General features: G+C 65.2%; 19 protein-coding genes. 15 read left to right on the forward strand and 4 right to left on the reverse strand.

Translation table 11 applies throughout. From position 1 onward, the window contains the following. Position 1: 1 nt before the first annotated feature. From AC3D24_RS03395 to AC3D24_RS03410, 4 genes are all read left to right on the forward strand, one after another. Positions 2 to 1,051 carry a glycoside hydrolase family 43 protein gene (locus AC3D24_RS03395; protein ID WP_489028188.1) on the forward strand — a complete coding sequence of 350 codons (1,050 nt, stop codon included), beginning with the start codon at positions 2 to 4 and terminating at the stop codon, positions 1,049 to 1,051. A 150-nt stretch (positions 1,052 to 1,201) separates the two neighbouring features. Next, on the forward strand, positions 1,202 to 3,496 hold the full coding sequence (locus AC3D24_RS03400; RefSeq protein ID WP_489033027.1) for a GH92 family glycosyl hydrolase: 2,295 nt from the start codon (positions 1,202 to 1,204) through the stop codon (positions 3,494 to 3,496). 28 nt (positions 3,497 to 3,524) lie between these two features. Then, positions 3,525 to 4,955, forward strand: a complete 1,431-nt coding sequence (locus tag AC3D24_RS03405; RefSeq protein WP_489033029.1) for a glycoside hydrolase family 125 protein — start codon at positions 3,525 to 3,527, stop codon at positions 4,953 to 4,955. A 22-nt stretch (positions 4,956 to 4,977) separates the two neighbouring features. Then, complete coding sequence (locus AC3D24_RS03410; protein WP_489028190.1) at positions 4,978 to 7,308, forward strand: GH92 family glycosyl hydrolase; 2,331 nt, start codon at positions 4,978 to 4,980, stop codon at positions 7,306 to 7,308. 123 nt (positions 7,309 to 7,431) lie between these two features. Here AC3D24_RS03410 and AC3D24_RS03415 read toward each other — a convergent pair whose 3' ends face one another. Together AC3D24_RS03415 and AC3D24_RS03420 are read right to left on the reverse strand one after the other, a co-directional pair. Continuing rightward, a complete protein-coding gene (locus tag AC3D24_RS03415; protein WP_489028192.1) occupies positions 7,432 to 9,843 on the reverse strand; it encodes a GH92 family glycosyl hydrolase in 2,412 nt (803 codons plus the stop codon). Between the two features lie 219 nt (positions 9,844 to 10,062). Then, positions 10,063 to 11,532, reverse strand: coding sequence for a PAS domain-containing protein (locus AC3D24_RS03420; protein ID WP_489028194.1), 1,470 nt, complete (start codon positions 11,530 to 11,532; stop codon positions 10,063 to 10,065). 171 nt (positions 11,533 to 11,703) lie between these two features. Between AC3D24_RS03420 and AC3D24_RS03425 the strand changes: the two genes are divergently transcribed. The 11 genes from AC3D24_RS03425 (at position 11,704) to pelF (ending at position 23,191) form a co-directional block, all read left to right on the forward strand. Then, a complete protein-coding gene (locus AC3D24_RS03425; protein ID WP_093400148.1) occupies positions 11,704 to 11,973 on the forward strand; it encodes a GlsB/YeaQ/YmgE family stress response membrane protein in 270 nt (89 codons plus the stop codon). A gap of 68 nt (positions 11,974 to 12,041) precedes the next feature. Further along, positions 12,042 to 12,353, forward strand: coding sequence for a hypothetical protein (locus AC3D24_RS03430; protein ID WP_489028197.1), 312 nt, complete (start codon positions 12,042 to 12,044; stop codon positions 12,351 to 12,353). Positions 12,354 to 12,376: 23 nt separating this feature from the next. Continuing rightward, on the forward strand, positions 12,377 to 13,012 hold the full coding sequence (locus tag AC3D24_RS03435; protein WP_489028199.1) for a hypothetical protein: 636 nt from the start codon (positions 12,377 to 12,379) through the stop codon (positions 13,010 to 13,012). A gap of 334 nt (positions 13,013 to 13,346) precedes the next feature. After that, entirely contained in the window at positions 13,347 to 14,204 is an 858-nt protein-coding gene (locus tag AC3D24_RS03440; protein WP_489028201.1) for a serine hydrolase, read from the forward strand. A gap of 299 nt (positions 14,205 to 14,503) precedes the next feature. After that, positions 14,504 to 15,901: an exopolysaccharide Pel transporter PelG gene (pelG, locus tag AC3D24_RS03445; protein ID WP_489028203.1), complete on the forward strand. Its 1,398-nt coding sequence runs from the start codon at positions 14,504 to 14,506 to the stop codon at positions 15,899 to 15,901. After that, a complete protein-coding gene (locus AC3D24_RS03450) occupies positions 15,898 to 16,767 on the forward strand; it encodes a glycoside hydrolase family 191 protein (RefSeq protein ID WP_489028205.1) in 870 nt (289 codons plus the stop codon). The genes pelG and AC3D24_RS03450 overlap by 4 nt, the downstream gene beginning before the upstream one ends. Then, positions 16,764 to 18,482 carry a hypothetical protein gene (locus AC3D24_RS03455; RefSeq protein ID WP_489028207.1) on the forward strand — a complete coding sequence of 573 codons (1,719 nt, stop codon included), beginning with the start codon at positions 16,764 to 16,766 and terminating at the stop codon, positions 18,480 to 18,482. Before AC3D24_RS03450 ends, AC3D24_RS03455 begins: the two co-directional genes overlap by 4 nt. Next, positions 18,479 to 19,948: a hypothetical protein gene (locus tag AC3D24_RS03460; RefSeq protein ID WP_489028209.1), complete on the forward strand. Its 1,470-nt coding sequence runs from the start codon at positions 18,479 to 18,481 to the stop codon at positions 19,946 to 19,948. The genes AC3D24_RS03455 and AC3D24_RS03460 overlap by 4 nt, the downstream gene beginning before the upstream one ends. Then, positions 19,945 to 20,886 (forward strand): hypothetical protein, encoded by a 942-nt coding sequence (locus AC3D24_RS03465; RefSeq protein ID WP_489028211.1) that lies wholly within the window; start codon positions 19,945 to 19,947, stop codon positions 20,884 to 20,886. The genes AC3D24_RS03460 and AC3D24_RS03465 overlap by 4 nt, the downstream gene beginning before the upstream one ends. After that, positions 20,883 to 21,728: a hypothetical protein gene (locus AC3D24_RS03470; protein ID WP_489028213.1), complete on the forward strand. Its 846-nt coding sequence runs from the start codon at positions 20,883 to 20,885 to the stop codon at positions 21,726 to 21,728. Before AC3D24_RS03465 ends, AC3D24_RS03470 begins: the two co-directional genes overlap by 4 nt. Continuing rightward, positions 21,725 to 23,191, forward strand: coding sequence for a GT4 family glycosyltransferase PelF (pelF, locus tag AC3D24_RS03475; RefSeq protein ID WP_489028215.1), 1,467 nt, complete (start codon positions 21,725 to 21,727; stop codon positions 23,189 to 23,191). Before AC3D24_RS03470 ends, pelF begins: the two co-directional genes overlap by 4 nt. A gap of 249 nt (positions 23,192 to 23,440) precedes the next feature. On the opposite strand, the gene AC3D24_RS03480 is transcribed toward pelF, so the two are convergent. Beyond that, on the reverse strand, positions 23,441 to 24,520 hold the full coding sequence (locus AC3D24_RS03480) for a phosphatidylinositol-specific phospholipase C1-like protein (RefSeq protein ID WP_489028217.1): 1,080 nt from the start codon (positions 24,518 to 24,520) through the stop codon (positions 23,441 to 23,443). A gap of 35 nt (positions 24,521 to 24,555) precedes the next feature. After that, entirely contained in the window at positions 24,556 to 25,764 is a 1,209-nt protein-coding gene (locus tag AC3D24_RS03485; RefSeq protein WP_489028219.1) for a Ca2+-dependent phosphoinositide-specific phospholipase C, read from the reverse strand. Positions 25,765 to 25,776: the final 12 nt, after the last annotated feature.

Below are 25,776 nucleotides of genomic sequence, written 5' to 3' on the forward strand. Positions count from 1 at the left end.
GTTGAATAGAACTCGGGCAGCCGTCTTCGCAGGCTTCGCCGTGCTCGCGGCGGGCGCCGCCTATGCCGTCAATCCTGCTTTTCCAGGATGGTACGCCGATCCCGAGATCCGGATGTTCGGCAATCGCTACTGGATCTACCCGACCTATTCGGACGACGCTGGAAAGCCCGATGTCTCACCGCGCTTTTCGCCGGCACAGGCAATATTGCGCAAACGGCACACGGTACGGCCATCGTACACGAAACAGACCTTCTTCAACGCCTTCTCGTCCCCCGATCTGGTCCACTGGACCCGGCACGAGCATGTGCTCGACGTCGCTGATGTTGCCTGGGCCGGCTATGCTGTCTGGGCACCCTCGGTCATCGAGGCGAAGGGGCGGTATTACATGTTCTTCGCTGCCAACGACATTCAGAGCGATGCGGAGAATGGCGGGATCGGTCTCGCCGTGAGCGACACGCCGGGCGGCCCGTTCAAGGACGCGCTCGGCAAGCCGCTGATCGGCGCGTTCCACAATGGAGCCCAGCCGATCGATCCCTTCGTCTACCGCGACGACGACGGACAGGTGTATCTCTATTACGGCGGCTGGAAGCACTGCAACGTCGTCCGCCTCAGTAAGGATCTGCGGTCCGTCGTGCCGTTCGCCGACGGTACGACCTACAAGGAGATCACGCCCCCCGGCTATGTCGAGGGCTCGTTCGTCATCAAGCGCAACGGCGTCTATTATCTCATGTGGTCGGAAGGCGGCTGGACCGATGCGGACTACCGTGTCGCCTACGCCATGGGCAAAACCCCGTTGGGGCCGTTCAAACCGATGGGCACGGTGCTCGCGCAGGACGAGCACATCGCGCGCGGCGCCGGGCACCATTCCGTGGTCAACGTGCCGGGAACCGATGACTGGTACATCGTCTACCATAGGCGCCCGCTGACCGACACCGTGGGCGAGCATCGCCAGGTCGCGATCGATCGGATGCGCTTTGCGCCGGACGGCACGATCCGCCCGGTCGTGATGACCCGGCAAGGCGTACTGCCTGTACCGAACCGCGGGGGGTAGGCGACGGGCGCGACGACCGCGCCTTGCCGTTCCGCCGCGAAACCGAAAAAATCATTCCGTCTCCAGGGGAGAACTGTTTTGAAGACCCTCGTTCCCGCACTGCGCGGCGTCGTCGCGCTGTTCGCCAGCACCGCTCTGGTGGCACCGCCGATCGGCTCGGCAGCGCTCGCGCGCGAGGCGGCACCGGCCAAGGATGACGTGCCGCTCGTCGATCTGGTCAACCCGCTGATGGGTACGGACTCAAACCACGAGCTGTCGTACGGGAACACATATCCCGCCGTCGCGGTACCCTGGGGCATGAACTTCTGGACGCCCGTGACGGGCAAGCCCGGCAGCGGGTGGGGCTACATGTACCATGACCCCAAGATCAACGGCATCAAGCAGACCCACCAGCCCAGTCCGTGGATGAACGACTACGCCGCGTTCTCGCTGTTCGCGGAGACCGGCGAACTGAAGCTGAAGGAAGACGAGCGCGCGAGCTGGTACAGCCACAAGGCGGAGGAAAGCCACCCGTACGACTACAAGGTCTACCTGGCCGATTATGATGTGACCGCCGAAGTCACGCCGACCAATCGTGCAGCGCAGTTTCGTTTCACCTTTCCCAAGAGCGACGACGCACACATCCTGCTCGACGGCCTCGCCGGTGGATCGATGGTCAAGATCGACGCCGCCCATCGCCGGATCACTGGGTACGTCCGCAACAACAACGGCGGCGTTCCGAGCAACTTCCACAATTACTTCGTCGCGCAGTTCGACCATGATTTTACCGTCAGCCGGACCTGGGACGACAATTGGCAGATGACCGCCGAAACGACCCGCGAAGGCGGTCATGTCGGCGCGGTCGTCAGCTTCAAGACGCAGGATGGCGAGCAGGTCGGCGTCAAGGTCGCCTCGTCGTTCATCAGCCCCGAACAGGCCGTCCGCAATCTCGACAGCGAGATCGGCAGCGACAGCTACGCGCAGACCCAGTCCAAGGCGAAGGCCGCGTGGGAAAAGGAGCTCGGCCACATCCAGGTCAGCGATCCGAACCTCGACAACCGCCGGACCTTCTATTCGGCGATGTACCGCATGCTGCTGTTCCCGCGCATGTTCCACGAAGTGAACGCGACCGGCAAGACGGTCCACTACAGCCCCTATGACGGCAAGGTCCACGACGGCCCGTTGTTCACCGACAACGGGTTCTGGGATACGTGGCGCGCGGTATTCCCGTATTTCGCGCTGGTCCGTCCCGATCTCGACGGACAGATCATGCAGGGTCTCGCCAACGCGTATCAGGAGGGCGGCTGGCTGCCGGAATGGATGAGCCCGGGGCAGCGCGACGTGATGATCGGGTCCAATTCGGGCAACATCATCGCCGACGCCTATCTGAACGGCGTGCGCGGTTTCGATGTCGAGAAACTCTACGAAGCGATGGTCAAGAACGCGACGACCTCCGAAGGCCGGCCGCGCGACGTGAAGGGTAACGTGATCAGCGCGGTCGGTCGCGAGGGCGTCGAATACTACAACAAATACGGCTACGTGCCCTACGACGTCGGCATCAACGAAAGCGCCGCGCGGACACTTGAATACGCTACCGCGGATTTCTCGCTGTCCCGCCTCGCTGCCGCGCTCGGCAAGACCGCGGACGCCACCAAATATGCCGCGCAGGCGCAGAACTATCGCAAGCTCTACGACGCGCAATCGGGGTGGATGCGCGGCCGTAACAAGGACGGCAGCTGGATGACGCCGTTCAACCCCTATGCCTGGGGCGATGCGTTCACCGAGGGCAATGCGATCCACTACAGCTTCTCGGCGATGCAGGACGTGCAGGGCCTGATCGACCTGAGCGGCGGCGACAAGGCGTTCACCGACAAGCTCGATTCCGTCTTCACCCGCCCGCCGCTGTTCGACGACAGCTATTACGGGTCGGTGATCCACGAGACGCGCGAGATGCAGATCGTCAACATGGGGCAATATGCGCACGGCAACCAGCCGATCCAGCACATGATCTATCTCTACGACTGGGCGGGCCAGCCATGGAAGACGCAGGCGCATGCGCGCGACGTGATGGCGCGGCTGTATTCGCCGACGCCCGACGGCTATCCCGGCGACGAGGACAACGGCCAGACCTCGGCCTGGTACGTGTTCTCGGCACTCGGCTTCTATCCGGTCACGCCGAGCGTCGGCCAGTACGCGATCGGCAGCCCGCTGTTCCGCTCGGTCCGCGTCACGATGCCGGGCGGCAAGGTGCTGGCGATCGAGGCGCCGAACAACGGGCCGAAGAACGTCTACATCCAGTCGGTGAGCTTCAACGGCAAAGCCCATGACAAGCCGTGGTTGTCGCGCGAGATGCTCCAGGGTGGTGGCACGCTGCGCTTCGTGATGGGGCCGACTCCCAACAAGAGCTGGGCGACGGCGAAGGCGAATGCGCCGTTCTCGATGAGCGCACCGCAGTCGCGGCCCTGAGCACCGGTAGGAATTACGGATCATGACCATGATAGATCGACGCGACGTGCTCGCCGGGACCGCGGCAGCCGCGCTCACTGCGATGCTTCCATCCGGCGCAGCGGCTGCGACTGGGTTCGCTAGCAAGCGGCCACCTAAGGCGCAGCGACGGTTCACCAGTCCGGCGGTGGAAGCCGAGATCAAGCGCGTGAAGGCCAAGATCGCCGACCCCGAACTCGCCTGGCTGTTCGAGAATTGCTACCCCTGCACGCTCGACACCACGGTGAAGCTCGGCGAAATCGACGGCAAACCCGACGCCTTCGTGATCACCGGCGACATCAACGCGCTGTGGCTGCGCGACAGTTCGGCGCAGATGCAGACCTATGTCCATCTGGCGCCCAAGGATGCCGGGCTGCGGCGCGTGTTCCACGGGCTGATCCAGCGTCAGGCGCGGTGCATCCTGCTCGATCCCTACGCCAACGCGTACATGGAGGATCCGACCGCCAGATCGAACCTGTCGGCGATCAACGACAAGACCGACATGAAACCGGGCGTCGCGGAACGGAAATGGGAAATCGACTCGCTCTGCTACACGATGCGCCTCGCGCACGGATACTGGACCGCGACCCACGACAAGGCGCCGTTCGATGCGCTTTGGGCGCAAGGCGCAGCCCGCGCCGTCGCGACCTTCCGCGAGCAGCAGCGCAAGACCGGTCCGGGACCGTATCATTTCCAGCGCGTCGATCCATCGCCGACCGAAACGCTGATGCTCAAGGGCTATGGTGCGCCGACGCGGAAGGTCGGTCTGATCCATTCGGGCTTCCGACCCTCGGACGATGCCTGCGTGCTGCCCTTCCTGATCCCGTCGAACCTGTTCGCCGTATCCGCGCTGAAGATGCTCGCGCAGGTCCACCGCGAAGCGCGCGGCGATGCCGCGGCGGCGCAGGATTGCCTCGCGCTGGCAACAGAGGTGCAAGCCGCGCTCGATGCGCACGGCAAGATGGCGGACGGCAACGGCGGTGAAGTCTGGGCGTTCGAGGTCGACGGTTTCGGCAACGCCATCTTCATGGACGATGCCAACGTGCCGAGCCTTTCGGGACTGCCGCTGATCGGCGCCGCAGACCGCGCCGATCCGCTGTTCCGGCGCACCGCGGCGCTCGCCTGGAGCAATCGCAATCCCTATTATTTCGAGGGGACCGCGGCCCACGGGATCGGAGGGCCGCATATCGGCCTCGACCAGATCTGGCCGATGTCGATCCTGACGCATGCCATGAACAGCGACGACGACGCGGTCATCCGCCAGTGCCTGCGCTGGCTGAAAACGACGCACGCGAACACCGGCTTCATGCACGAATCCTTCGACAAGGACGATCCGGGCACATTTACCCGCACCTGGTTCGCCTGGGCCAACGGGCTGTTCGGCGAGCTGATGCTCGATCTGGAACGCCGCAAGCCGGCGTTGCTCGCCGAGCTCTACTGACACGCAACGAAGGATATCAGCGATGACGACAGCCAATCGCCGACAGCTCCTGCTCGGCACCGGACTTGCCTCGCTCGCAGGTGTGCTGCCCGGCGCCAGCTGGGCCGCAGCCGCAGCGCGACCCGCGGCGGGAAAGCCCGACCTTTTCGTCGGTACCGGCGGTCACGGCCACACGTATCCGGGGCCGTCGCTGCCGTTCGGCATGGTCCAGCTCGGGCCTGATACCGACAATGCGCGTTGGGACGCCTGCTCGGGTTATCACCGCGATGACGGCTCGATCATGGGCTTCTCGCACACGCATCTGTCCGGCACCGGCATCGGCGACATGCTCGACGTGCTGGTGGTGCCATCGCGCGGGCCCCTGAAGCTGGTTCCCGGCGCGCTCGACAAGCCGGACGAGGGGTACCGACAGCGCTTTTCGGACGAGCGCGCCGAGCCCGGCTATTACCGCGTCCGGCTGGAGTCCGGCGTGCTTGCCGAACTCACCGTTACAGAGCGCACCGGTCAGCACCGCTACCATTTCCCCGCAGGGGAGGGGCACATCCTCATAGATTTCGCCCATATGATCCAGGACGTCTGGGACAAGGGTACTCTCATCGACGAGGCATCGCTCCACCTCGACGCCGACGGACTGCTGACCGGTAGCCGCCGGGTGCACCGCTGGGCCAAGGGACGGCGTATCCACTTCGCGATGCGATTGTCGCGCCGCCCGGATCGCGTGCAGTTCTTTGGAGACGGCGATGTTCCAGCTGCCAAGGGCACGACCGGGATCAATGGCGCCCGCCTGAAGGTGGCACTCTTCTTCGATGACGCGGGAAGCGCTCCCATAGAAATCAAGACCGGGATCTCGGCCGTCGACGTTGCGGGCGCAAAAGCGGCGCTGGCAGCAGAAGCGCCCGGCTGGGCATTCGATGCCACGCGCGCGGCTGCTGCACGTCGATGGGCGGGAGAACTCGACGCGGTTCGCGTGGAGGGTGGAACGCCCGAGCAGCGGACGATCATGGCGAGCGCGCTGTATCACGCGTTCCTGTCGCCGACGCTCTTCACCGATCGAGACGGCCGCTATGTCGGGCTCGACCGGCAGGTCCATACCGTGCCCGCGGGCGAGGCGGCATTCAGCGCCTATTCGCTGTGGGACACGTATCGTGCGCTTCATCCGCTGCTGACGTTGGTTCGCCCCGATCACGCAGGGCTGCTCGTCCGCGATCTGGTCCGGCAGACGATCCAGAGCCCGGCGGGGCCGCCGGTCTGGCCTCTGCAGGGTGTCGAGACCGCGTGCATGATCGGCTGGCACGGCGTGTCGGTGATGGCTGAGGCGTGCGCCAAGGGCATCAAGGCGGATTACGCGTCGGCTTGGCCGCAGATCAGGCGCCGCGCGTTCGATCGTACCTTCAAGGATATCGACAGCACGCTGGGCCGCAGCTTCTATTACGACCTCGGCTTTGTCCCCGCCGACAAGACCTGGGAGTCGGTCAGCCGCACGCAGGAATATGCCTATGACGATTGGGCGATGGCGGTGCTCGCCGACGCGGCAGGCGCGCATGACGATGCCGCGACGCTTCGCAAGCGCAGCCTCAACTATCGCAACGTCATAGATTCGACGATCGGCTTCGCACGTCCTCGCTTCGCCGATGAGAGTTGGTGGAAGGACTATGATCCGATCCAGCTCGGTCACCAGCCGGACAAGCAGCGCGATTACACAGAGGCGAACGGCTGGCAGGCCACGTTCCTCAACCAGCACGACACCTACGGGCTGATCGCGATGTTCGGTGGGGATCAGGCGTTCGAACGCAAGCTCGATGCGCTGTTCACCGCGCCTTCGACGATGCCGCGGAATGCCCCGCCCGACATTTCGGGGCTCGTCGGCCAATATGCGCATGGCAACGAACCCGATCAGCACGCCGCGTATCTTTACGCTTTTGCCGGTGCGCCGTGGAAGACGCAGGCCATGGTCCGACGGTTGCTCACGGAGATGTACAAGGCGGCGCCAGACGGCGTGATCGGCAACGACGACTGTGGGCAGATGAGCGCATGGTTCGTGCTGTCGTCGCTCGGCTTCTATCCGGTTGATCCCGTCAGCGGCGTCTATGTATTCGGCTCGCCGCTGTTCGACGCGGCCGAGGTCCGGCTAGGCCAGAACAGAACAACCCGCGTTCGCGCGATCGGCAATGCCCCCGATCGGCCATATGTCCAGTCGGTGCGCTGGAATGGCAAGCCGTGGACCAAGAACTGGATCGCGCACGCAGACCTCGTTCACGGCGGCGAACTCGTCTTCACGATGGGCGACAAGCCGTCGCGGTTCGGGACCGCCAAGCAGGATCGGCCGCCATCCTACGGCCACCGCGCAGTATGACGCGCGGCGCACGCACGGTATTACCGGCAACGTCAAAAAAACGCTCCGGGACACGGTGTCCCGGAGCGTCATAAGACCGTGGGGTTCACAAGGGGGAAGGCGAACCTCACGGCGCTCGGCCCGTCATGGAGCGGGCAGAGAGGGTGAAGTGGTCGAGAGGGAAGGGGGGGCATCGGCGACCGCGCTGCCCCAGGCAGGATTGGGCTTGGGGCCCATCTGCAGCACCAGCGTGGCGCCGTCCTTGATATCGGCATGGCTGAACCACGGCTTGGTCCAGACGCGTCCGTTCATTGTAGCCGACTGAATATAGATGTTGGTCGGCGAGTTGCTCCGCGCGGCGATCTCTAGCGTATGGCCGTTGCCGAGCCGCAGCTTCACGTCGTCGAAGACAGGGCTGCCGAGTACATACACGTCGCTCGACGGATCGACCGGATAGAAGCCAATCGCGCTCATCGCATACCAGGACGACGTCGCACCCTGATCGTCCATGCCGGGATAGCCATAGCCGGACGCATCGCTGCCATACAGCGTATCGAGAATCCGGCGTGTGATCGCCTGCGTCTTCCACGGCTGCCCGCTCCACGCGTAAAGATAGGGCGCGTGCTGATCGGGCTGGTTGCCCTGGACATATTGTCCGATCATGCCCGTACAGTCGCGGCAGATGCCCTTGGGAGTGTACGGCGTCGCAAAGAACCGATCGAGCTTCACGTTGAACTTGTCCCGCCCTCCCAGCGCCCGTTCAAGCCCCGCAACATCGTGCGGTACCAGCCATAGGGTCGACCAGCCTGAAGCTTCCTTCATCATGAAATTATAATAGGGCTCCTGAGGATCGAACGGCGTGATCCACTTGCCATCGGCGGTACGTCCACGGACGAAGCCGGTCGAGGGATCGAACACATTGCGGTAATTCAGGCTGCGCTGTCGAAACATGCGCGCGTCGTCGCGCTTGCCGAGCTTGTCGGCATACTCCGCCATCGCCGCATCATCCCAGGCATATTCCAGCGTCGTCGCAGCGCCTGCCTTGCCGCCCGCATAAGGCGGACTTGGGTTGCCGGTCGGTATCTCGTCCGCGATCCATCCCTGCCGCTGATATTCGGCGAGATAGCCCCGCGGGCCCTTTGGATCGGTCGCGTTCTTGCGGAGATATTCGTACACCGACGCATAGTCGAACGGAATGCCTCGCTTCCATGCGCCGAGGTACATGAACACCGCGTTGTCACCGTGGAACGACGTGTTCATGTAGCCGCGCTCACGCGCCATATCGAGTTCGGAACGCATCACGTTCTCGATCACGGCGGGCTCCATCAGTTCCATCAGCACGATCTGGTTGCGACCGGTATCCCAGAACGGCACCGGCCCGTAGCGATCGTACGTGGCGGTATGAACGCGACCCTGCGTGTCCGTGAACGTCTCCCCCTTGGCCGCGATCAACCTTGGGCTCGCAAACGACTGGAACAGCGTCGAGTAGAACAGCATCCTCTGTTTGGCAGTGCCTCCGGTTACCTTCGCCTTGTCCAGCAGCGACGCCCATACGGTCTTTGCGTCCGCATGTACGCGAGCGAAATTCCAGTCCGGCAGTTCCTTGTTGAGCCGCGCCGTCGCGTCGGCATAACTCGTACCGTGCGCGATCCGCATCAGGACGCGGTCTCCGGCGTTCGTCATGAAGGTGAGGTATCCGCCCGCGAATGCGCCCTTGATGTCGCGCCGGCCCGCCTCGACGTTGGCCTCCCCGATGCCCCAGCCCTTGCGATCTGTAAGGCCTTGGAACGTGCCGAAGCGCGCGAACGGTTTCGAGAATTCCGCGACGAAATACTTACCTCGGTCATGCTCGCGATCACCGTCTTCGGCCGCGATCCCGCGCACAATGTGATCGCCGACGATCTCGACTTCGCCGCCCGATCGCCGCAGGTTGACGATTACATTCGATCGCTCGCTGGCCGGAAACGTGAACTGCATCAGGCTCGCCGACGCCGTTGCCGTCAGCTCTACCTGGGTATGGAAGGTATTGAGGTATACCGAATAATAGCCCGGCGACGCAATCTCGCGCGCCTTGTCGTAGTAGGATTGGCTGTACGCGGGTGGCACGGTCCAGTCCCCCACGACCGGCATGATCATGGGCTGGGCACGGCCGCCATAGGACGGTCCCCCGCCACCCGTGAATCCGATCATGCTGGGGTTCGGATAATTGTAGGGCGCTGGGACGCCGTTGGGATAGCTCAGTTCCAGATTGACGTTCACCGGCGCGGCTTCGGTCGCGCTGTGCGGCAAACGTGCACCAGCCGAGGTGATACCGGAATATACCGGCTCGCCGGGTGGGGGCGCGTTGCCGATCAGCTCGGGAATGTCGAGCGGGGCGGTGCCGACCAGAGGATTGGCCTCGTCAACCGGATGTTTCGCGACTGATGAATTCGCCTGCGCATGTACCAGCGACGACACGGATGCGATCGCAATTGCCGCAATGCAGCATTCTCGGAAACAGCGGCGGCGTATCGAAATGTCTGCCTGGTATCGACCGGCACGTGCAGAATGTTCCATTCGCCATCCATCCCGACGGCCGCTGATTACCTGCTCTCTAACGGAGCGGCAGCCGATCCGTGCATTTCTTTAATAAAAAAGTTTGTTTGTCAATTGGACGCGTTTCTTGGAAGTGCTGGGATTGCGAAATGCGGCAAATCCTCGTTCCTGCCACATTGCTTCCAAACTGTACCGACCGCTTGAACTGTTACGATCCCTAACGATGCGGTCGATCCGACTTCAGGGCCCTACGCCGCGTTCGTGTGCCCAGACGATCGCGGCGCTCCGCCGGTTGACGCCGATCTTCGCATATAGTCGCGCGACGTGGTTACGGACCGTGTTGCGCGACAGCCCAAGCCGTTCCGAGATCGCTGCATCGTCGAGGTCCTGGCAAATCAGCTCGAGCACCTCTCGCTCGCGCTTGCTGAGATCGGCGGCGGGTGCCGCGGACCCGGTCCTGGGATTCCGCAAGGTCGCCAGCTTGTCCATGATCGACCGGCTGAGCCAGTTGGCGTCCTTCATCACCGCGTCGATCGCCTCGACCAGTTCCAGTTCGCCGCGTCGCCGGGCCGAGATGTCCTGGTACAGCCACAGCACGCACGGCGTCCCGTCGACGCTGATCCTTTCGGCGGACACCAGGCAGTCGAGCGCTTCGCCGGCCTTGTGCAGCAACTGCACGTCGCGGCTGCGGAAGCCGCCATGTTCGCCGATCTCGGTTTCGAGCTGCTGGCGCTGGGCGGCATCGTTCCAGAGTTGCAGGTTGTCGGCGCTGCGGCCGATCACCGCGCGGTCGGTATAGCCGGTCAGCGCCTTGAACGCCGCATTCACCTGGACGATGCGGTTGTCGCCGCCTTCGGTCACGACCATCGCGACCGGGGCCATCTCGAACACCGAGGCAAAGTGGCGCTCGCTCGCCTTCAGCGCATGTTCCGCGCGCCGCCGTGGTTCGAGATCGGCGAAGGTGAACAACAGGCAGTCCTCGTTAGCGACCTCGATCGGTTGCCCCGCAAGGATGACGAGCGTCTTTTCCCCGCCGGCGAGAGGCAGTTCCGCCTCGAGCTGCGGGATCGTCTTGCCCGCCGCGACGCACTCCTTGACGAACGCCTTGCGCTCGACCTCCGCCAGAAAGTCGAAATCGAACAGCGTCTTCCCGACGATCTGGTCGCGCGCATAGCCCGACAGGTCGAGGAAACCCTGGTTGACGAGCACATAGCGCTGGTCGGCAACGCGGATGATCAGCGCGGGGGCGGGGTTGGCGTGGAACATCGCCTCGAACCGGTCCTCCGCGTCGAACCGTTCGGAGACGTCGTTGATGACGAGGCCCAGGCAATCGGGCTCGCCCCCATCCTCGTCCATGACGATGTCGCGGACCTGGTGAACCCAGCGCGGTTCGTCGGCATCGACCGGTGCGACCTCGACGATCAGGTCGGGGAAACTTTGCCCCGCGAGCAGCCGCATCAGCGGATAGTCCCGCCGCGGCAGCTTGCGACGATCCCGGTAGCGCAAGCTGAACCGCGTGGCATAGCCGTCCGCGGTCTGCCCGAGATCCTCGACCGCCCTGACCCCGTGCATCTTCAGCGCGGCTGGGTTGGCGCTCAGGATGATTCCGGTGGGATCCATCAGGATCACGCCTTCGAGCAGCCCGGTCATGAGCTGTTCGAGGTGATGCAGGGTAGGGGCGTGAAGCTGTTTCGCGGGCATCTTGGTCATCCCGGTTCAGCGCCGATAGAGGCTTAGGGTTCCGGTTAGGACAGCATAAATATACCAATGGCCCCGGTACTTGCGCACCAATTCCAAATTCACCGGAAAGCGCGCGAACTGAACGGATCGGGCGTCGAGACTGTTGAGCCATCTGTAACCATATCGAACAGGAGCCTCATCATGAACCTCATCATCCTTCTCGTCGTCGGCGGACTCATCGGCTGGGTCGCCAGCATGATCATGCGGACCGATGCGCAGCAGGGCGTCTTCCTCAACGTCGTCGTCGGCATCGTCGGTGCGCTGCTCGCCGGCTTTCTGATCACGCCGTTGATCGGTGGCGCATCGATCATGGACGGCGCGCTCAACATCCAGTCGATCCTGATCTCGCTGGTCGGCGCGGTTATCCTGCTTGCGATCGTCAACATGTTTCGTCGCGGTACGGTTCGCTGAGCGAACGGGAGGGCACGCTCGCGTTGCCCTCCCAAACCCCGGAAAATACAGACACTTAGGAGAGTGCAATGACCGTTCGAGTTATCCTGGCATGCGGCGCGATGCTGCTGGCCTCCGGCGCCGTCGCGCAGACCGCGACGCATACCGGCGCGCACAATCCCGCGGTCAAGGCGAGTGCGGCAGCCCACGTCGCCGCCCCCGCCAGCGGTGCCAATTCCTTCTCGGAAGACCAAGCCCGCGGTCGCCTGACCAAGGCCGGCTATCGGTCGATCTCGCGTCTGGCGAAGGACAAGGACGGCGTCTGGCGGGGCACGGGCACCCACGCCGGCAAGACGGTCCATGTCGGGCTCGACTACAAGGGCAACGTGTCGTCGCGCTGAAAAAATTCGATAGGAGAGAGATTATGACCAAGACCATTACACGCCTGTTCGACGACTATTCGGACGCAACCTCGGCGCTGCACGATCTCGAGCGCCTCGGCGTGCCGCATGACTCGGTCAGCATCGTCGCCAACAACGCCGACGGCGCGCACGGCGACGCGACCTCGACGCTCGGCGACGTCAACGATCACGGCGACGTCAGCCGTGGCGTCTCGACCGGCGCTGCGGTCGGTGGCGTCGGTGGCCTGCTCGCAGGGCTGGGCCTGCTGGCGATCCCGGGTCTCGGTCCGATCGTTGCGGCCGGCTGGCTGGCCTCGACCGTCGTCGGCGCAGGCATCGGTGCTGCCGGTGGAGCCGCGACGGGAACGATCGTCGGCGCCTTGAAGGATGCCGGCCACTCCGACTACGAGGCGCACGTCTATTCGGAAGGTGTCCGCCGTGGCGGCACGCTGCTCAGTGCGCGTGTCGACGACACGCAGGCGACCGAGGCCGAAGCCATACTCGACCGTCATCGGTCGGTAGACGCCACGACACGGGGGACCGCGTATCGTCAGGATGGCTGGTCGTCGTTCGACGATACCGCGCCAGCCTATAGCCGCGATGAAGTCGCCGCCGAGCGCGATCGCTATCGCTCCACGTCGACCTCGACCACGTACTGACATGGCGAAGCCGCCGACCTGCGGACAGGTCGGCGGCGTACCATTTTCGAAAGAGAGCCACTGAAATCGGTTTAGACGTATCGCTGGCGTCTGCGCCGCTCGGTGCCGGGACGGAGCAGGTATCGACGCTTGCCGCCAAGCGGCCGGACGGAAGTGGCTCGGTCTTGCGCATGTCTTGTCAGCACGACTTGCCCTACAAGCTGCCAAGCGGAAGGCTCGACGTACCGTTTCGCGCCTTCCGTTGTTCGTATTTCAGGTGCATGTAACACGAAGCGTTCAGGTTTTTCGGTTTACCGTGGGTACGTCGCTGAAGGACAATACTCGAGGACGATCGATGCACGTGCCCCTGCTTTCTCGCCTGCTTCTCGTTAGTATCGCCACAAGCATCTTGGTCCCGGCACCGGCGGCCGCAAGCTCCCCTGAACTCATCGGGCTTGAGCGCGCGCTGAGCACGCTGATCGCGGAACGCTCGGGAGACTACGGTATTGCCGCCCTCGATCTTCGCGATGGCACGACGGTTTCCGTCAACGGCGACACCCCGTTCCCGATGGCGAGCACGGTCAAGATCGCTATCGCCGCTGCCTACCTGGCCGAGGTCGATCAAGGGCGACGCAGCCTTGGCGACATGATCGCTGGCCGATCTGCAGCAAAGGTCATGGAGCTGATGATTATCCGCAGCGACAACCTGGCAACCGATCAGTTGCTTGCCACGCTTGGCGGCCCGATCGCGGTCCAGCGGTGGCTGTCGTCCCATAACATACCCGGCATCCGGATGGACCGGACGATAGCCCAGCTGCTGCGAGAGCGCGGCCATCTTGCCGACAGCAAGGATGTTGCCACGCCGCTTGCGATGGTCACGCTGTTGAATAAGCTCGACAACGGTACCGTTCTGACGGCGCAGAGCCGCGTCTTTCTGCTCGAACTGATGAGCCGATGCGCGACGGGCACCCGCCGCATCCGCGCTCTGCTTCCTGCAGGTACGCGCGTAGAGGACAAGACCGGCACGCTGGACGGAATCACCAACGATGTGGGCTTCATCACGATGCCCGACGGCCGCCGCGTGGCAGTTGCGGTATTCGCACGAGGTGGGCGCGACCGCCAGCCTGTCATCGCCGAGGTCGCACGCGTGATCTATGACCGCTTTGCAGATAGCGTCCGCAACGCGCTCGCGATCTTCATGCAGATGCGGTGACCAGTATTTAGCGATGACCGCGTCGGCGGCCGATATCGACGATCATGCGCCGTGCGATGCCCGGCTCCTTCCCGCGGACCTTGGTCGACGGTACGGATAAAAGGCCGGCGGACGAATGGAGCGCGTGGTCGCGGACGCTTCTCGGGCTGATATCGGCCGGTTTCCGAGCCTGTTCCAGATCGCCGGGCCAGATCGATCAGGAGATCAGGATCGGCCCCCCTACGCAGAAAGCCGATGAACTGCTGCGGCCGAAAAGCAGGAACGAAATCTTCACGTGAGCGAACTAGGCGTCGGTCCGAATGGCAGGAATTGGCTTTCAGTTAGCGAAGATCGCGCGCGAAGGGGGCGTCGGCGGGATCGCCGGTGCCGCGGCTTATGGCGCAATCATCAGCGCAGGGCCCTGGTTGATCACGGCCGTCACGATGGAATTGCTCGAGCATTGGGCCGTGGTTCATCTGGGGCCTGGCGAAGGCCGGATCGTGCAGGCAATCCTGGTGTATGCGTTCAGTCTATCGGCCTTGGCGGCAGCGCCGATCGGCATCGTCGCAACCCGATTGGTCGCCGATCGGATTTTCGCGCGCGATGCGGCTGGTGTACCTGGAATATTGCTGACGGCGCTCGTCGTCGGCGGCGGGATCGGGCTGATCGGGGGCGTACTGGTGTTCGGTGTGTTCGCACATTTGCCGCTGATGCAGGCGCTTCTCGGAACGGCTATTCTGGCCTGGCTGACGCAGATCTGGATCGCCGCCCCCTTGTTGACCGCGCTCAGGCGCTATCATGCGGTGCCGGGCGCGTATCTGATGGGTATTTTGACCGCTACGGCGGTATTGGCGGCCTGGCCGCATCCGACCGTTACGCTGGTGCTCGGCGTGATCGCCGGCGGTGTCGGGCTGACACTGGCGGCGATCGTGCTGCTCGTCCGTCGGCAGTTCGGAGCGATACCCGTGCCGCCGCCGCGTGATGCGATGGCACCGCGCCTCGCGGCGATGGTCGCAGCGGCGGGCGTCGCCGGCGTCGCGGCGATCTGGGTCGACAAGTGGATACTCTGGGTCGGGCCGGGCAGCGTCCATACGATCGGACTGTTGAGGCTCAATCCGATCAACGACCAGGGAAGCTTTCTGGGTCTGCTCACGCTGGTACCGGGTCTGACCCTGCTGCTCATCGTCAGCGAGACGCGGTTCGATCGTGCGTTCGGGGACATGATCGCGCGCTGTACGGGCACCTCGACGCTGCAGCGGATCGAGGAAGCGCGCAGCGATGTCGCGCGGACGATGCTCGATGGGTTGCGGTTGCTGGTGCTCGTGCAGGCGCTGGTCGCTGCCCTCGCCTGGGTGCTCGCGGTGCCGCTGTTCGACGCGATCGGCGCGGACGCGCGTGCGGTCTTCGCGTTCCGCCAGACCTCGCTCGGTGCGGTGTTTCATATCGTCGCAATCGCGGCGACCGTGGTGCTCGCCTATTACGACTTGTTCGGGCGCATCCTGCTGACCTGGGCGACGTTTGCGATCGGCAGCGCGATCGCCACGCTGCTGCAGTGGGACGCGGGTTTCGCTGCGTTCGGTTGGGGCTATATGGCCGGTGCCGTGATCGGTGCGTCGACCGGGCTCGCGCTCGTCGCCGAGGCGACGGTGAATCTGACGTACCTGGTGTTCGTCGGCAACAACCCCGCGGTGGTGGGACGTGGGGGACGTTTGCTGTGAAGACCTTGACGATGGGGCGCCGCCGGCTGCTGGCACTGGGCAGTGGCGCGATTGGCCTGACGCTGGGGTTTCGCGCGCCGCCGAAGACGCGCGATCCATGGCGCTGGGGTGTCGACTATGGGCCCTCGACCGATCCCGTCCTGGCCAGAGCATGCGCGTTGCTGGTATTGGAGCCGCATCATGCCCGCCCGATTGCGCCGCTACGGGGACCTGGCAGCAGCCTGCTCGGCTATATAAGCCTCGGCGAGGTGGAACGCAGCCGGCCGTATTTCGCGACGCTCGACGCAGCCGGCGCGCTGGGTCCCGTCAACCCGAACTGGACCGACGCCAGGATGGCCGACCTGCGCCATCCGGCTTGGCGCGCGGCAGTAATCGAGCGGATCGTCCCCAACGTCCTGCGGCTCGGCTATGACGGCATCTTCATCGACACGATCGACAATGCCGAGGCGATGGAGCGACGAGATCCGCGGGCCAATGCCGGCATGACCGCCGCCGCCGCGTCGTTGATCGCTGCGATCCGCACGCAGTTCCCAAAGATCCGCCTCATGCTGAACCGCGGCTATGCGGTCCTGCCGCACGTAGCGCCGGTGATCGATCATGTGCTCGGTGAGGCGATGGCGTCCCGTTGGAATTTCCAGACCAGGACATATGAATTGCTGAGCGACGCGGACTGGCGGTGGCAGGCCGATCGTCTGCAGGCGGCATCGCGGCTCAACTCGCGGCTGACCCTGACGACGCTTGACTATTGGGATCCGACGGACAGCGCGCAGGTGGCGGCGCTGTATGCGCGCGAACGGGCGGCGGGGTTTCGCCCCTACGTGGCTACGCTGGCGCTCGACAGGCTGATAGCGGAGCCGCGTGCATGATGCGCCGGCAGCTCAAGGGCTGGTTGGCCGTCATCGTACCGATTATCGTCGGTCTGGTGCTGCTGGCGATGGCGTTGCGGTTGTTGCCGGGGGACCGGGAGGTCGTGACCGCATCGGAACGGGCACGACCTGCGCGTGCCGTAGCAACATCGTCGGTGGTAGCTCCGACGGTCGCCAAGACGGAAACGGTCCTGCAAATTCCGATACTGGCAGCCGCAATCCGGACCGACGATGCGTCCGCCCTTGCAGCGTTGACCGAACAGCTGATCGCACAAGGGCGAGCGGTAACCACGGCGCAGGTTGCGTACGATCTGAACGCGGCGGGCCGTACATCGGTGGCGCTGGCCTACCTTGCGGTCCGTCCGGACGGCCAAGCTGCAGCGACGTGGAGGCTGCGGTTCGATCTATTGCGGAAGGCTGGACGGACCGCGGAAGCGAGCGCGTTGCTGGCGGAAGCCGTCCGCGCACCATCGCACATTCCGGCGGCGGACATCGTCGCGGCCGGTTACGCGCTCGAGCGCCCCGATCTTGTTATTGCCGCTGCGGCTAGCGGCGCGATCCCGGCCCCCGACGCGACGCTCGCACTGGACCTCGCGCGAAGGGTGGAGCGGCGGTGGCCAGACCTGATCGCGGTGCTCGACCGTGCAACGCGGGTCGACTGGCGCGCGGGCGATCCATGGCTTGCGCTGCGCCTGGCGCAACGGTCGGACGATAGTCCGGCGGCGTTGCGCGCAATCGCTACCCTTCCGGCGGACCAACGCGACGCTGCGCGCGAGGCCATGCTGACGAAGTCCGGTGACCGCGCCGGGCTACGTGAATTGCTCCTGGCGCGCGTTCAGGCGGGTGCTGACGGCGAGACCGTGGCCGAGCAACTGCTGGCGGCAGGATACCGCAACGATGCGATTACAGTGTTGCGGCGAGCAGCGACCGGCCAACCGGTCGATGCGAAACCGTCCCGGCGATTGCTCTATCTGATGGGCCCGCGACCTGGTGCGAACGACGTCGCTTGGCTACGCGAACAGACTGAGCGAGGGACGGCGGACGACCAGATGCGCTGGCTTACCGCGTACGCGGAAAGGGTTTCTCCTGCCGAGGCTTTGCCGGTGCTCGCGCGGCACCGCCTTGCGGCGCGCACGGAGTTGCTGTTGACCCGGCTGTCGCTCGCAAATGCAGCGGGCGATGACGCGGCGGCACGTAAGGCAGTCGCGCTATTGGTCGATGGCCGGCCCCTCGATCCGGTACAGCTGCGTCGCCTTTCCGCCACGTTGCCCAGACGGATAGATCCAGGTCAGGCCAGCGCGGTCGGCAGGCTGCGGGTCGCGGCTGGGATTGCGGAACCGAGCGACCGGCTCGATCTCGCCTGGGCGGCTTGGAACGACGGCGATGCGCCGGCGGCGGCGCGATGGCTCCGCGATCATCTTGCGGTGCGGCCGACAGACTTGGTCGCATTGCGACTGATGGCCGACGTCCAGACGCGACTGGGTGGCCAGGCGGCGGCACGGCCATGGCTGGAGCGCGCGTTGGCGCAGACCCCGCCGAACAGTCGCGCGCGCGCCGAACTTCTCGACCGGCTGGGCAGGCGTGCCGAGGCGCTGACGCTGGTCGAGAGGCTTCGACAAACCGCGCCCGACGATCGGACATTGGCGGCGCTTCAGGCGCGGTTGCTGATTGCACAGGGGCAACCCGGCCGCGCCCGTCAGGTGCTAGCGCAATGATCGCGCTGCTACTCCTGAGCGCAACCGTTCCGATGCTGAACGTACCGGCTGCTGCGATCGGCGACGATCATACGACCATGCCTGCGGCTACGCTGGCTTGGCCGGACGGCACCGAAGTCAGCGTGGAAGACCGTGGCGGAGAACTCGTCATGCGCTACGATCGGCCGCTGGCCGGGGAACGGATCGCGGCATTCCAAGCTGCTGGCAAAGTAGCGATCGGCGACCTGCGCTGGAACGACGACAGCCTCGTGCTACGTCCCGTGGCCGGCTGGGGCATGCGCTGGGCTAGCGTCGGATCGATCGTGACCGTCGCCTTCACCGCGCCGCCCGGCGAAACCGTCGCAGACACGACAGACGTCGGGCGCGACGCGGAATTGGTGGCGATCGAGGCGAATGTAGCGGCAGGGTATACCGGGCAGGCGCGCCGCGCGGCGGCGGCGCTGGCGGCGCGCAGTCCGGACGACCGCCAGGCGGCACGGTTGCTGGCCGATACGCTGGTCGCGTCGGGCGATGTGCGCAGCGCGGCTCGCGGGTACCGTGCGCTCGACGCCAAAGATCGGGCGGCGCGGCGTGCCATAGCGGCAGCTCCCGGCATCGCCAGCGTCGGCGTCATCGCTCGGGGTGGTAGCGATCTATCTCAGGTGGAGTTCGGCGCGCGCATCGACGCCGCAATCGATGACCAGCTGAGCGCAGGTGGCGGCGTTCGGCACATCGCCAGCCGCGTGACGACGAGCGTGCCGGGCGGACGCGTCGGCGAGACGGTGATCGATGCATCGCTCGCTGCGGCGCTGGGCGACGCCGTACGGCTCCAGATCCTCGCGTCCGCGGCGCTCGATGATCGTGTCACGGGCGGCGGCGCGAAGTTGACCGCGGGATCGGCCGAGGCTCAGTTCCGTGCGACGCTGTTGCGCCATATGCCGGACTATTCGACGCCGGCACAGGCGCTGGCGGGGGGATATCTGTCGCGTGTGGCGGGCGGGTTCACGTATCGGCTGACACCCGGTTTGGTCGGGCAGGCAGACCTTGGCTGGAATCGCTACGGTCTGGCGGGCATGTCGGCGGCCAGCGACACGATCACGGCAAGCGGCGGGCTCGACTATGTGCTCCGGCGTCAGTTTCCGACACTGGGGCTCAGCTATCGGTTCGAAGCCGAATATGTCGAGCGGATGCGGCTGGACGCCGAGGGACGCGGGATTGTGTCGTTGGCGACGCGCGAGAACCATACGCTGCAAGGCGTGATCGGTGGTAGTTTCGGCGAGGTCCAGTTGACCGGGCTCGCGGGATGGACGGTCGATCGCTTCGGCGGCAATGGCCCGACCGCGAGCGTCGGCATCGTCGCACCAATCGCCATCGCGTGGCGGATCGAGAGCGGCGTCGGCGTCACTTCGGTCTCGCGGCCGGGTTTTTCAGGAACGCAGCTGTTCGCGCGCGCGCAGGTGTCGCGCGCGCTGGGGGATGGGAAATGACGCTGGATTGGCGGCGGATGCTGCGGATCGCACTGGAGATGGGCGTCGGGTTCGGCGCACTCGCCCTGCTCGATATGGGATTGACCGGAGGGACCGGGTTCCCGTCGATCGAGCCGAACCCGTTCTGGCTGCCAGTCCTCGTGATGGCGCTGGCATACGGCACCGGCCCGGGGTTGGTCGCCGCCGTGCTCGCATCTGCAGTGTGGATCACCAACGTGACCGAGATGCCGGGCGCGGGTGATTATTTCGATCATCTGTTCCGCGTGTCGGTACAGCCGCTCCTCTGGTTCGTCGCCGCGGTGGGAATTGGCGAAGTGACGATGCTGCGGATCGCGCGCCATGCTCGACTCGAGAAGCGCTGCGGCACCGCGATGCGCAACGTCGCGCGGCTGACCGATGCATTCGACGGTTTGTCGCGCACCAACCGGACGTTGCAAGTCCAGGTCGCGACCGACGAGCGGACGATGGGTCACGTCATCGCGACCGCTACGCAGCTTGCCGCAAGCGAGCCCGCCGCACGCCGAGACGCGGTCATCCACCTGATCGCGATGGCCGTGCGAACCGAAGATTTCACCTGTTACCGCCTCGTCGGCAACGTAGCGCGCGCGTGGCTGCGCGGTGGCGCGGCGATCGGGCGGCGGGATGTGACCCCGGCTATCCTGCTCGACCGGCTGCGTCTGCGCCACGGCGTTGTCCACGCTGCTCGCCAGGCTGATCGCACCGCTCTGGACGGCGTCGGGGTGGCTGCGATCCCGCTGCAGCATGATGGAACCGGCGAACTCCTTGGCTGCCTGGTTCTGCACAGCCTGGCTTTCGACGCGCTCGGGCCGCACCGCCTTGCCGAACTGACTGAAATTGGCGACTGGCTGACCCCATTGCTCGCTGATCTTTCGCCATACGGGCAACGCGTCGCCCGCCTCACCGGCGTGGTCGCATGACACCGCGCTTGCTTGCGCTGTCGATCATCGATGGCGGCGTACTGGCAGGGGCGATCATCGGGTTGCCCGTCGCGTGGTCGATGCCCGCGCATGCGTTGTTGACGGTGCTAGGGCTTGCAGCGTGGCTGCGCGGCGGTGGCGCTCCTGGATTTGCGCCAGCTGTCCTCGGCTTGCTGGGGCCGATCGCCCTGTTGCTGGCCTTGCCGCTTGGCCGGCTGTTTGCGCGTCGCCGAGCGATCGCGGCGTATGAACTGCCATTCGAACCGCCTCGGCAGGTGGCCCGGACCGGTGCCAGGCTGAAGGTCGCGCGGATGCTGGATGGTCGCGTCGTCCATGCCGAGCCTGAGACGCTCCACTCGCTCGTCACGATCATGCGCCACGGTGATGTCGGCGCGCGACGCCAGGCGCTGGAAACGGTCGTCCGATCGTTCCAGCCGGCGCTGTCGCCGCTGATCGCGCTCGCGCTGACCGACTCGGACCAGACCATCCGCGCGCTTGCCGCGGCGGCTGCCGCGCGGGTCGGGCAGAACCTGGCATTGTCGCGATCGGCGCTCGAGACGCGTGTGCTGGACGATCCTGCCGCGTCGGCCACGCTTGCCGCGCTGCTCGCCGACCACGCGCGCGGCGACGTGCTGCTGTCGGACTCGCAGCGCACCCATCTGCGCGAGGATGCGGTGGCGATCCTGTGCGGGCAACCCTCGGTTACGGACGAGACGATCCTGTTCGAGGCACTGTGGGCGACGGGCGACTATGACGCGATCGACCGGCTTGCGGGCGCGGTCCCTACGGCGTCGCCCGCGGCACCTATGGCGGCATGGTGGCAGACGGAAGCAGCCGCATGACCGATACGGACGCGGATATCTGCCTGATCGTCGAGGGCGCCTATCCCTACGTGATTGGCGGCGTGTCGGGCTGGTTGCAGGATCTCATCACGCATTTGCCCGATGTCCGCTTCGCGATCGCGGCGATCAAGCCTGGTGCGGAACTGCTTCCGTTCCTGCTGGCACCGCCGGCCAATGTCGTCGCGATCACCGAGATCGGTCTGGCACCGGAACCTGCCATGCCACGACGCTGCGACGAGCGTACCGTAGCCGCGATCGCCGATGCGCTGATCGGGTTCGTCGCGACCGGCGGTACGGACCAGCTCGCGGCGTTGATCGATCTCATCGGCGGGTTGGCCCGCCCGCTCTCGACCGGCGACGTCCTGTCGCATCCCGCAACCTTCGCCCGCCTGCGGCACCAGTACGAAGCGGCGCTGCCCAAGGCGTCGTTTCATCATTATTTTTGGGCGATGCGGGTGCTGCTCGGCGGGTTGCTCGCAGTGCTGACCGCGCCACTGCCCCGCGCCCGTGCCTATCATACCATTTCGACCGGGTTCGCGGGGCTGTTGGCGGCGCGAGCGAGGCGCCAGACCGGTCGGCCGACCTTCATCACCGAGCACGGCATCTATCTGCTCGAACGGCAGATCGAGGTCATGATGGCGGACTGGATCGGCGACCAGGTAGATACCGGCCTCGAGCTCGAACGGAGCGTGAGCGACCTGCGCGACTTGTGGGTGCGCGCGTTCACGAGCTACGCGACCGCGTGCTATGATGCCTGCGATCCGATCGTCTCGCTCTACGGCGACAACGCGGCGGTGCAGCGGCGGCTCGGCGCCTTGCCGTCGCGCGTCCGAGTCATTCCCAACGGCATCGACGCAGGACGGTTTTCGGCGATGCCCGATGCGCGTGATCGCGCGCATCCTATCGTCGCGTTGCTGGGCCGGGTGGTGCCGATCAAGGACATCAAGACCTTCATCCGCGCCGCCGCGATCGTCCAGGTCGAACGTCCCGACCTCCGCTTCGTCGTACTTGGCCCCGAAGACGAAGATCCGGAATACGCGGCCGACTGCGCGCTACTCGTCGCACACCTGAAACTCGGCGACGTCTTCCGCTTCGTCGGACGTGTCCGTATCGAGGACTGGATGCCGCGTATCGACCTGCTCGTGCTGACCAGCCTGTCGGAAGCGCAGCCGCTCGTCATTCTCGAAGGCGGCGCGTGCGGCATACCGGTGGTCGCGCCCGACGTCGGCAGTTGTCGCGAGATGATCGAGGGGCGGGGCGGGGAGGATTGTGGGCATGGCGGCGTCATCACGCCGCTGGTCAACCCGGCGGCCACCGCCGCGGGGATCCTTGCCATCACCTCCGACCCGGCATTGCGTAAGGCAATGGGGGACATCATGCGCGATCGTGTGCGGCGGGATTATGATCACGACACGATCATTGGCGCGTACCGCGACCTATACCGCGAACTCGCGGAGCGCTGACCCGGCGGAAAGTTCCCGAACAACAAGCCGAACCGCGCGTGGATCGTCCATCGCTTTGCGAATGCCAAAGCTTCCGTTCTGCGAAGCGAGTGAGTTCCAAGTCATCCGGCGAGACACTGTGGATCTGGGTGATCTGGCTTCAACCGGACTTCTCGTCGTCAAAGGCTTGGTGGGAATGGCGTTACAGGGCGATCCGGCCTCTTTCACAGGTCTGAATTCTATGCCGACCGGAGAAAGGCATAGCGCGGCTCATCTCTGCTGCCCGTCAAGATCACCGCAGGCCTGATGCACGCGTACGGGGTTGCAACGGGCGATCTCGTTGTCGGGCAAGCTCACATGATAGCCGCCAGCCAGACGAGGGTCGGGCCAGAGATAGTCGGTGGAGACGTATTGCGCACCGCCGGCGAGCGCAGTGTCGCGCGGAACGGTGTCGTTCGCGCGCGCCTCCCGCGTGTTGGCATCGGCGCGGGTGCGGACGATGAAGCCGGCGGCGACGTCGCGGCGGATGCGGTCTGCGTCGCGCACCGGATCGTTGAGCGTGAGATAGGCGGCGGCGGGCGATGCCTCGTCGGTGCTGATAAAGAACACCCGGCCTTCGAGCGAGCGCCGCTTGCCGCGATACACCGCGACCTTCGCGGGCGGCTCGTCCATCGCGAACAGGAACTTGCCGCGCGAACGCTCCAACAACGGCCAGTTGTCGGCGAGCACTGCCTCGCGGAGCGTCGGGTAGCGACCCTGCACGTCGTCGGGGACGATTAGCTTGCTCGGCGCCAGGACCGAGCGGATCTCCGCGTCGAGCGCATCATAGGCCGCCTCATCGTACGGCAGCGCATCGATCCCGCCGCGCGCGGCGTTTTGCTCGTCCTTGGTGTTGAACATCAGCATGATCGGCACGTGGCGTGGATGCTTGGCCGACCAGTCGCGGACGATCGTCAGGCACTCGGTCAGCAACACGCAGCTCGACGCATTGTCGATGCCGGGGATGTGCAACACCTTGAAGCCCGGCTGCATCAGCTTCGGATCGTTCGAGCCTCGCGCGTAGTGGCCGCCCTGCGGGTCGTAGTTCACATCGATCTCGAGCTGTCGCGCGCCGGCATCGAGTTGCTCGACGAGGCTGCGGTGCGAATAGTCGAGCGCATCGGCCATCGCCGGATCGATCGCGCGGATCCTCGCCATCGTCGCGGCGGGCATCGGCTGCTTGTAGCTGTTGTGCGTGCCGATTACCGCGACGTCGTTGATGCGCAGCGCGCGCACCGGGGCGGCATCCTTGGCCATCGCGGTCCCGGCCATGAGCGCGAGCACCAATCCCGCTGCGAACGATCGTGTCATGCGTTTTCCTGTCTAATTTCGAACGACGTCGTGGTTCAGCGAGGCAACGTGCAGTCGGCGGGCGCGTTGACCGGATTGCAGCGCGCGGCACCGCCGCCGGGCAGCCGCACGACGTAGGGCGTGCCATAGCCGTTGCCGGGCTTGTAGAAGTCCGTCGACACGATCTGCGCACCGCTGCGGAACGCCTGGATTGCGCGCGCAGGGTCGTTGATCCGCGCCTCGTACGTCTCGATGTCGGCGCGCGCGCGGACCAGATAGCCCTGCTTGACGAGCGCGGGGATCTCCTTGGCGCGCATGGTCGCGTTGTCCATCAGCAGGAACGCGGCATAGATGTCGCCCGGGCTGGCGCGCAGGAACGCCGCGCGCCCTTCGAGATTGGGATGGCCCTCATGATAGGCGGCCAGCGCGATCGGATCGAGTGCGGTCAGCAGCAGGAAGACGAACTTGCCGCGTGACGCCTGCAGGGTCGGCCAGTGATGCGCGCGGACGCCTGTCTCAAGCGTCGCATAGTCGCCGCGAACGGCATCGGGCGTCACCAGATGGTCGCGGCCGATCACGTCGTAGATCGAGGCATCCATTTCTGCGAACGCCTTGGCGTCGAACGGCAAGGGCTTGGTCGATCCGGGGAAGATCGGCAGCGGATCGCTCTTGGCCTCGACGAGGATGAAGATCGGTTCGTGGTTCGGATGCGCGTCGGACCAGGCGCGCAACTGGCCGAGGCAGGTGCGGAACAGGTTGCAGCTCGATCGCACGTCGAAATCGGCGATGTGGAAAACCTTCAACCCCGGCTTGTCCATGTCGGTGCCGTCGAGCGGCAGCGGATCGACGACGCCTTTCGCCTTCAGTGCGGCATAGCCCGCGGGGTGCGCGTAGCGGCCGCCCTCGGGATCATTGTTGATGTCGATCTCGAGGCTGCGCATCCCCGCGTCGAGCTGCGCGGGAAGCGAGGCGTAGCGATAGTTGAGCCCTTGGCTGAGGCTGCCCGGATTAGGGTGATATTCGAGCGCCGCTGCCTTTGCCGCGCCGGTCAGGGTGCTCATGCGCGCCATCAGTTTTGGGCCCACCACCTCTTCCGCCATCGCCATCAGGCGCGGGTCGATGCCCTGCGAATAGCTGTTGTGCGTGCCCACCACCTGGATCTGGTTGAGCAGCACCTCTGGGGCACGATCCCTGGCGCCGGCCAGACCCGACGTGGCACCGATCACGGCGCACGTCACGGCCAGGCCGACTGCGAGCTTTTTCATGCGGATACTCCT

It is taken from the genome of Sphingomonas sp. SL1004 (assembly GCF_057815015.1).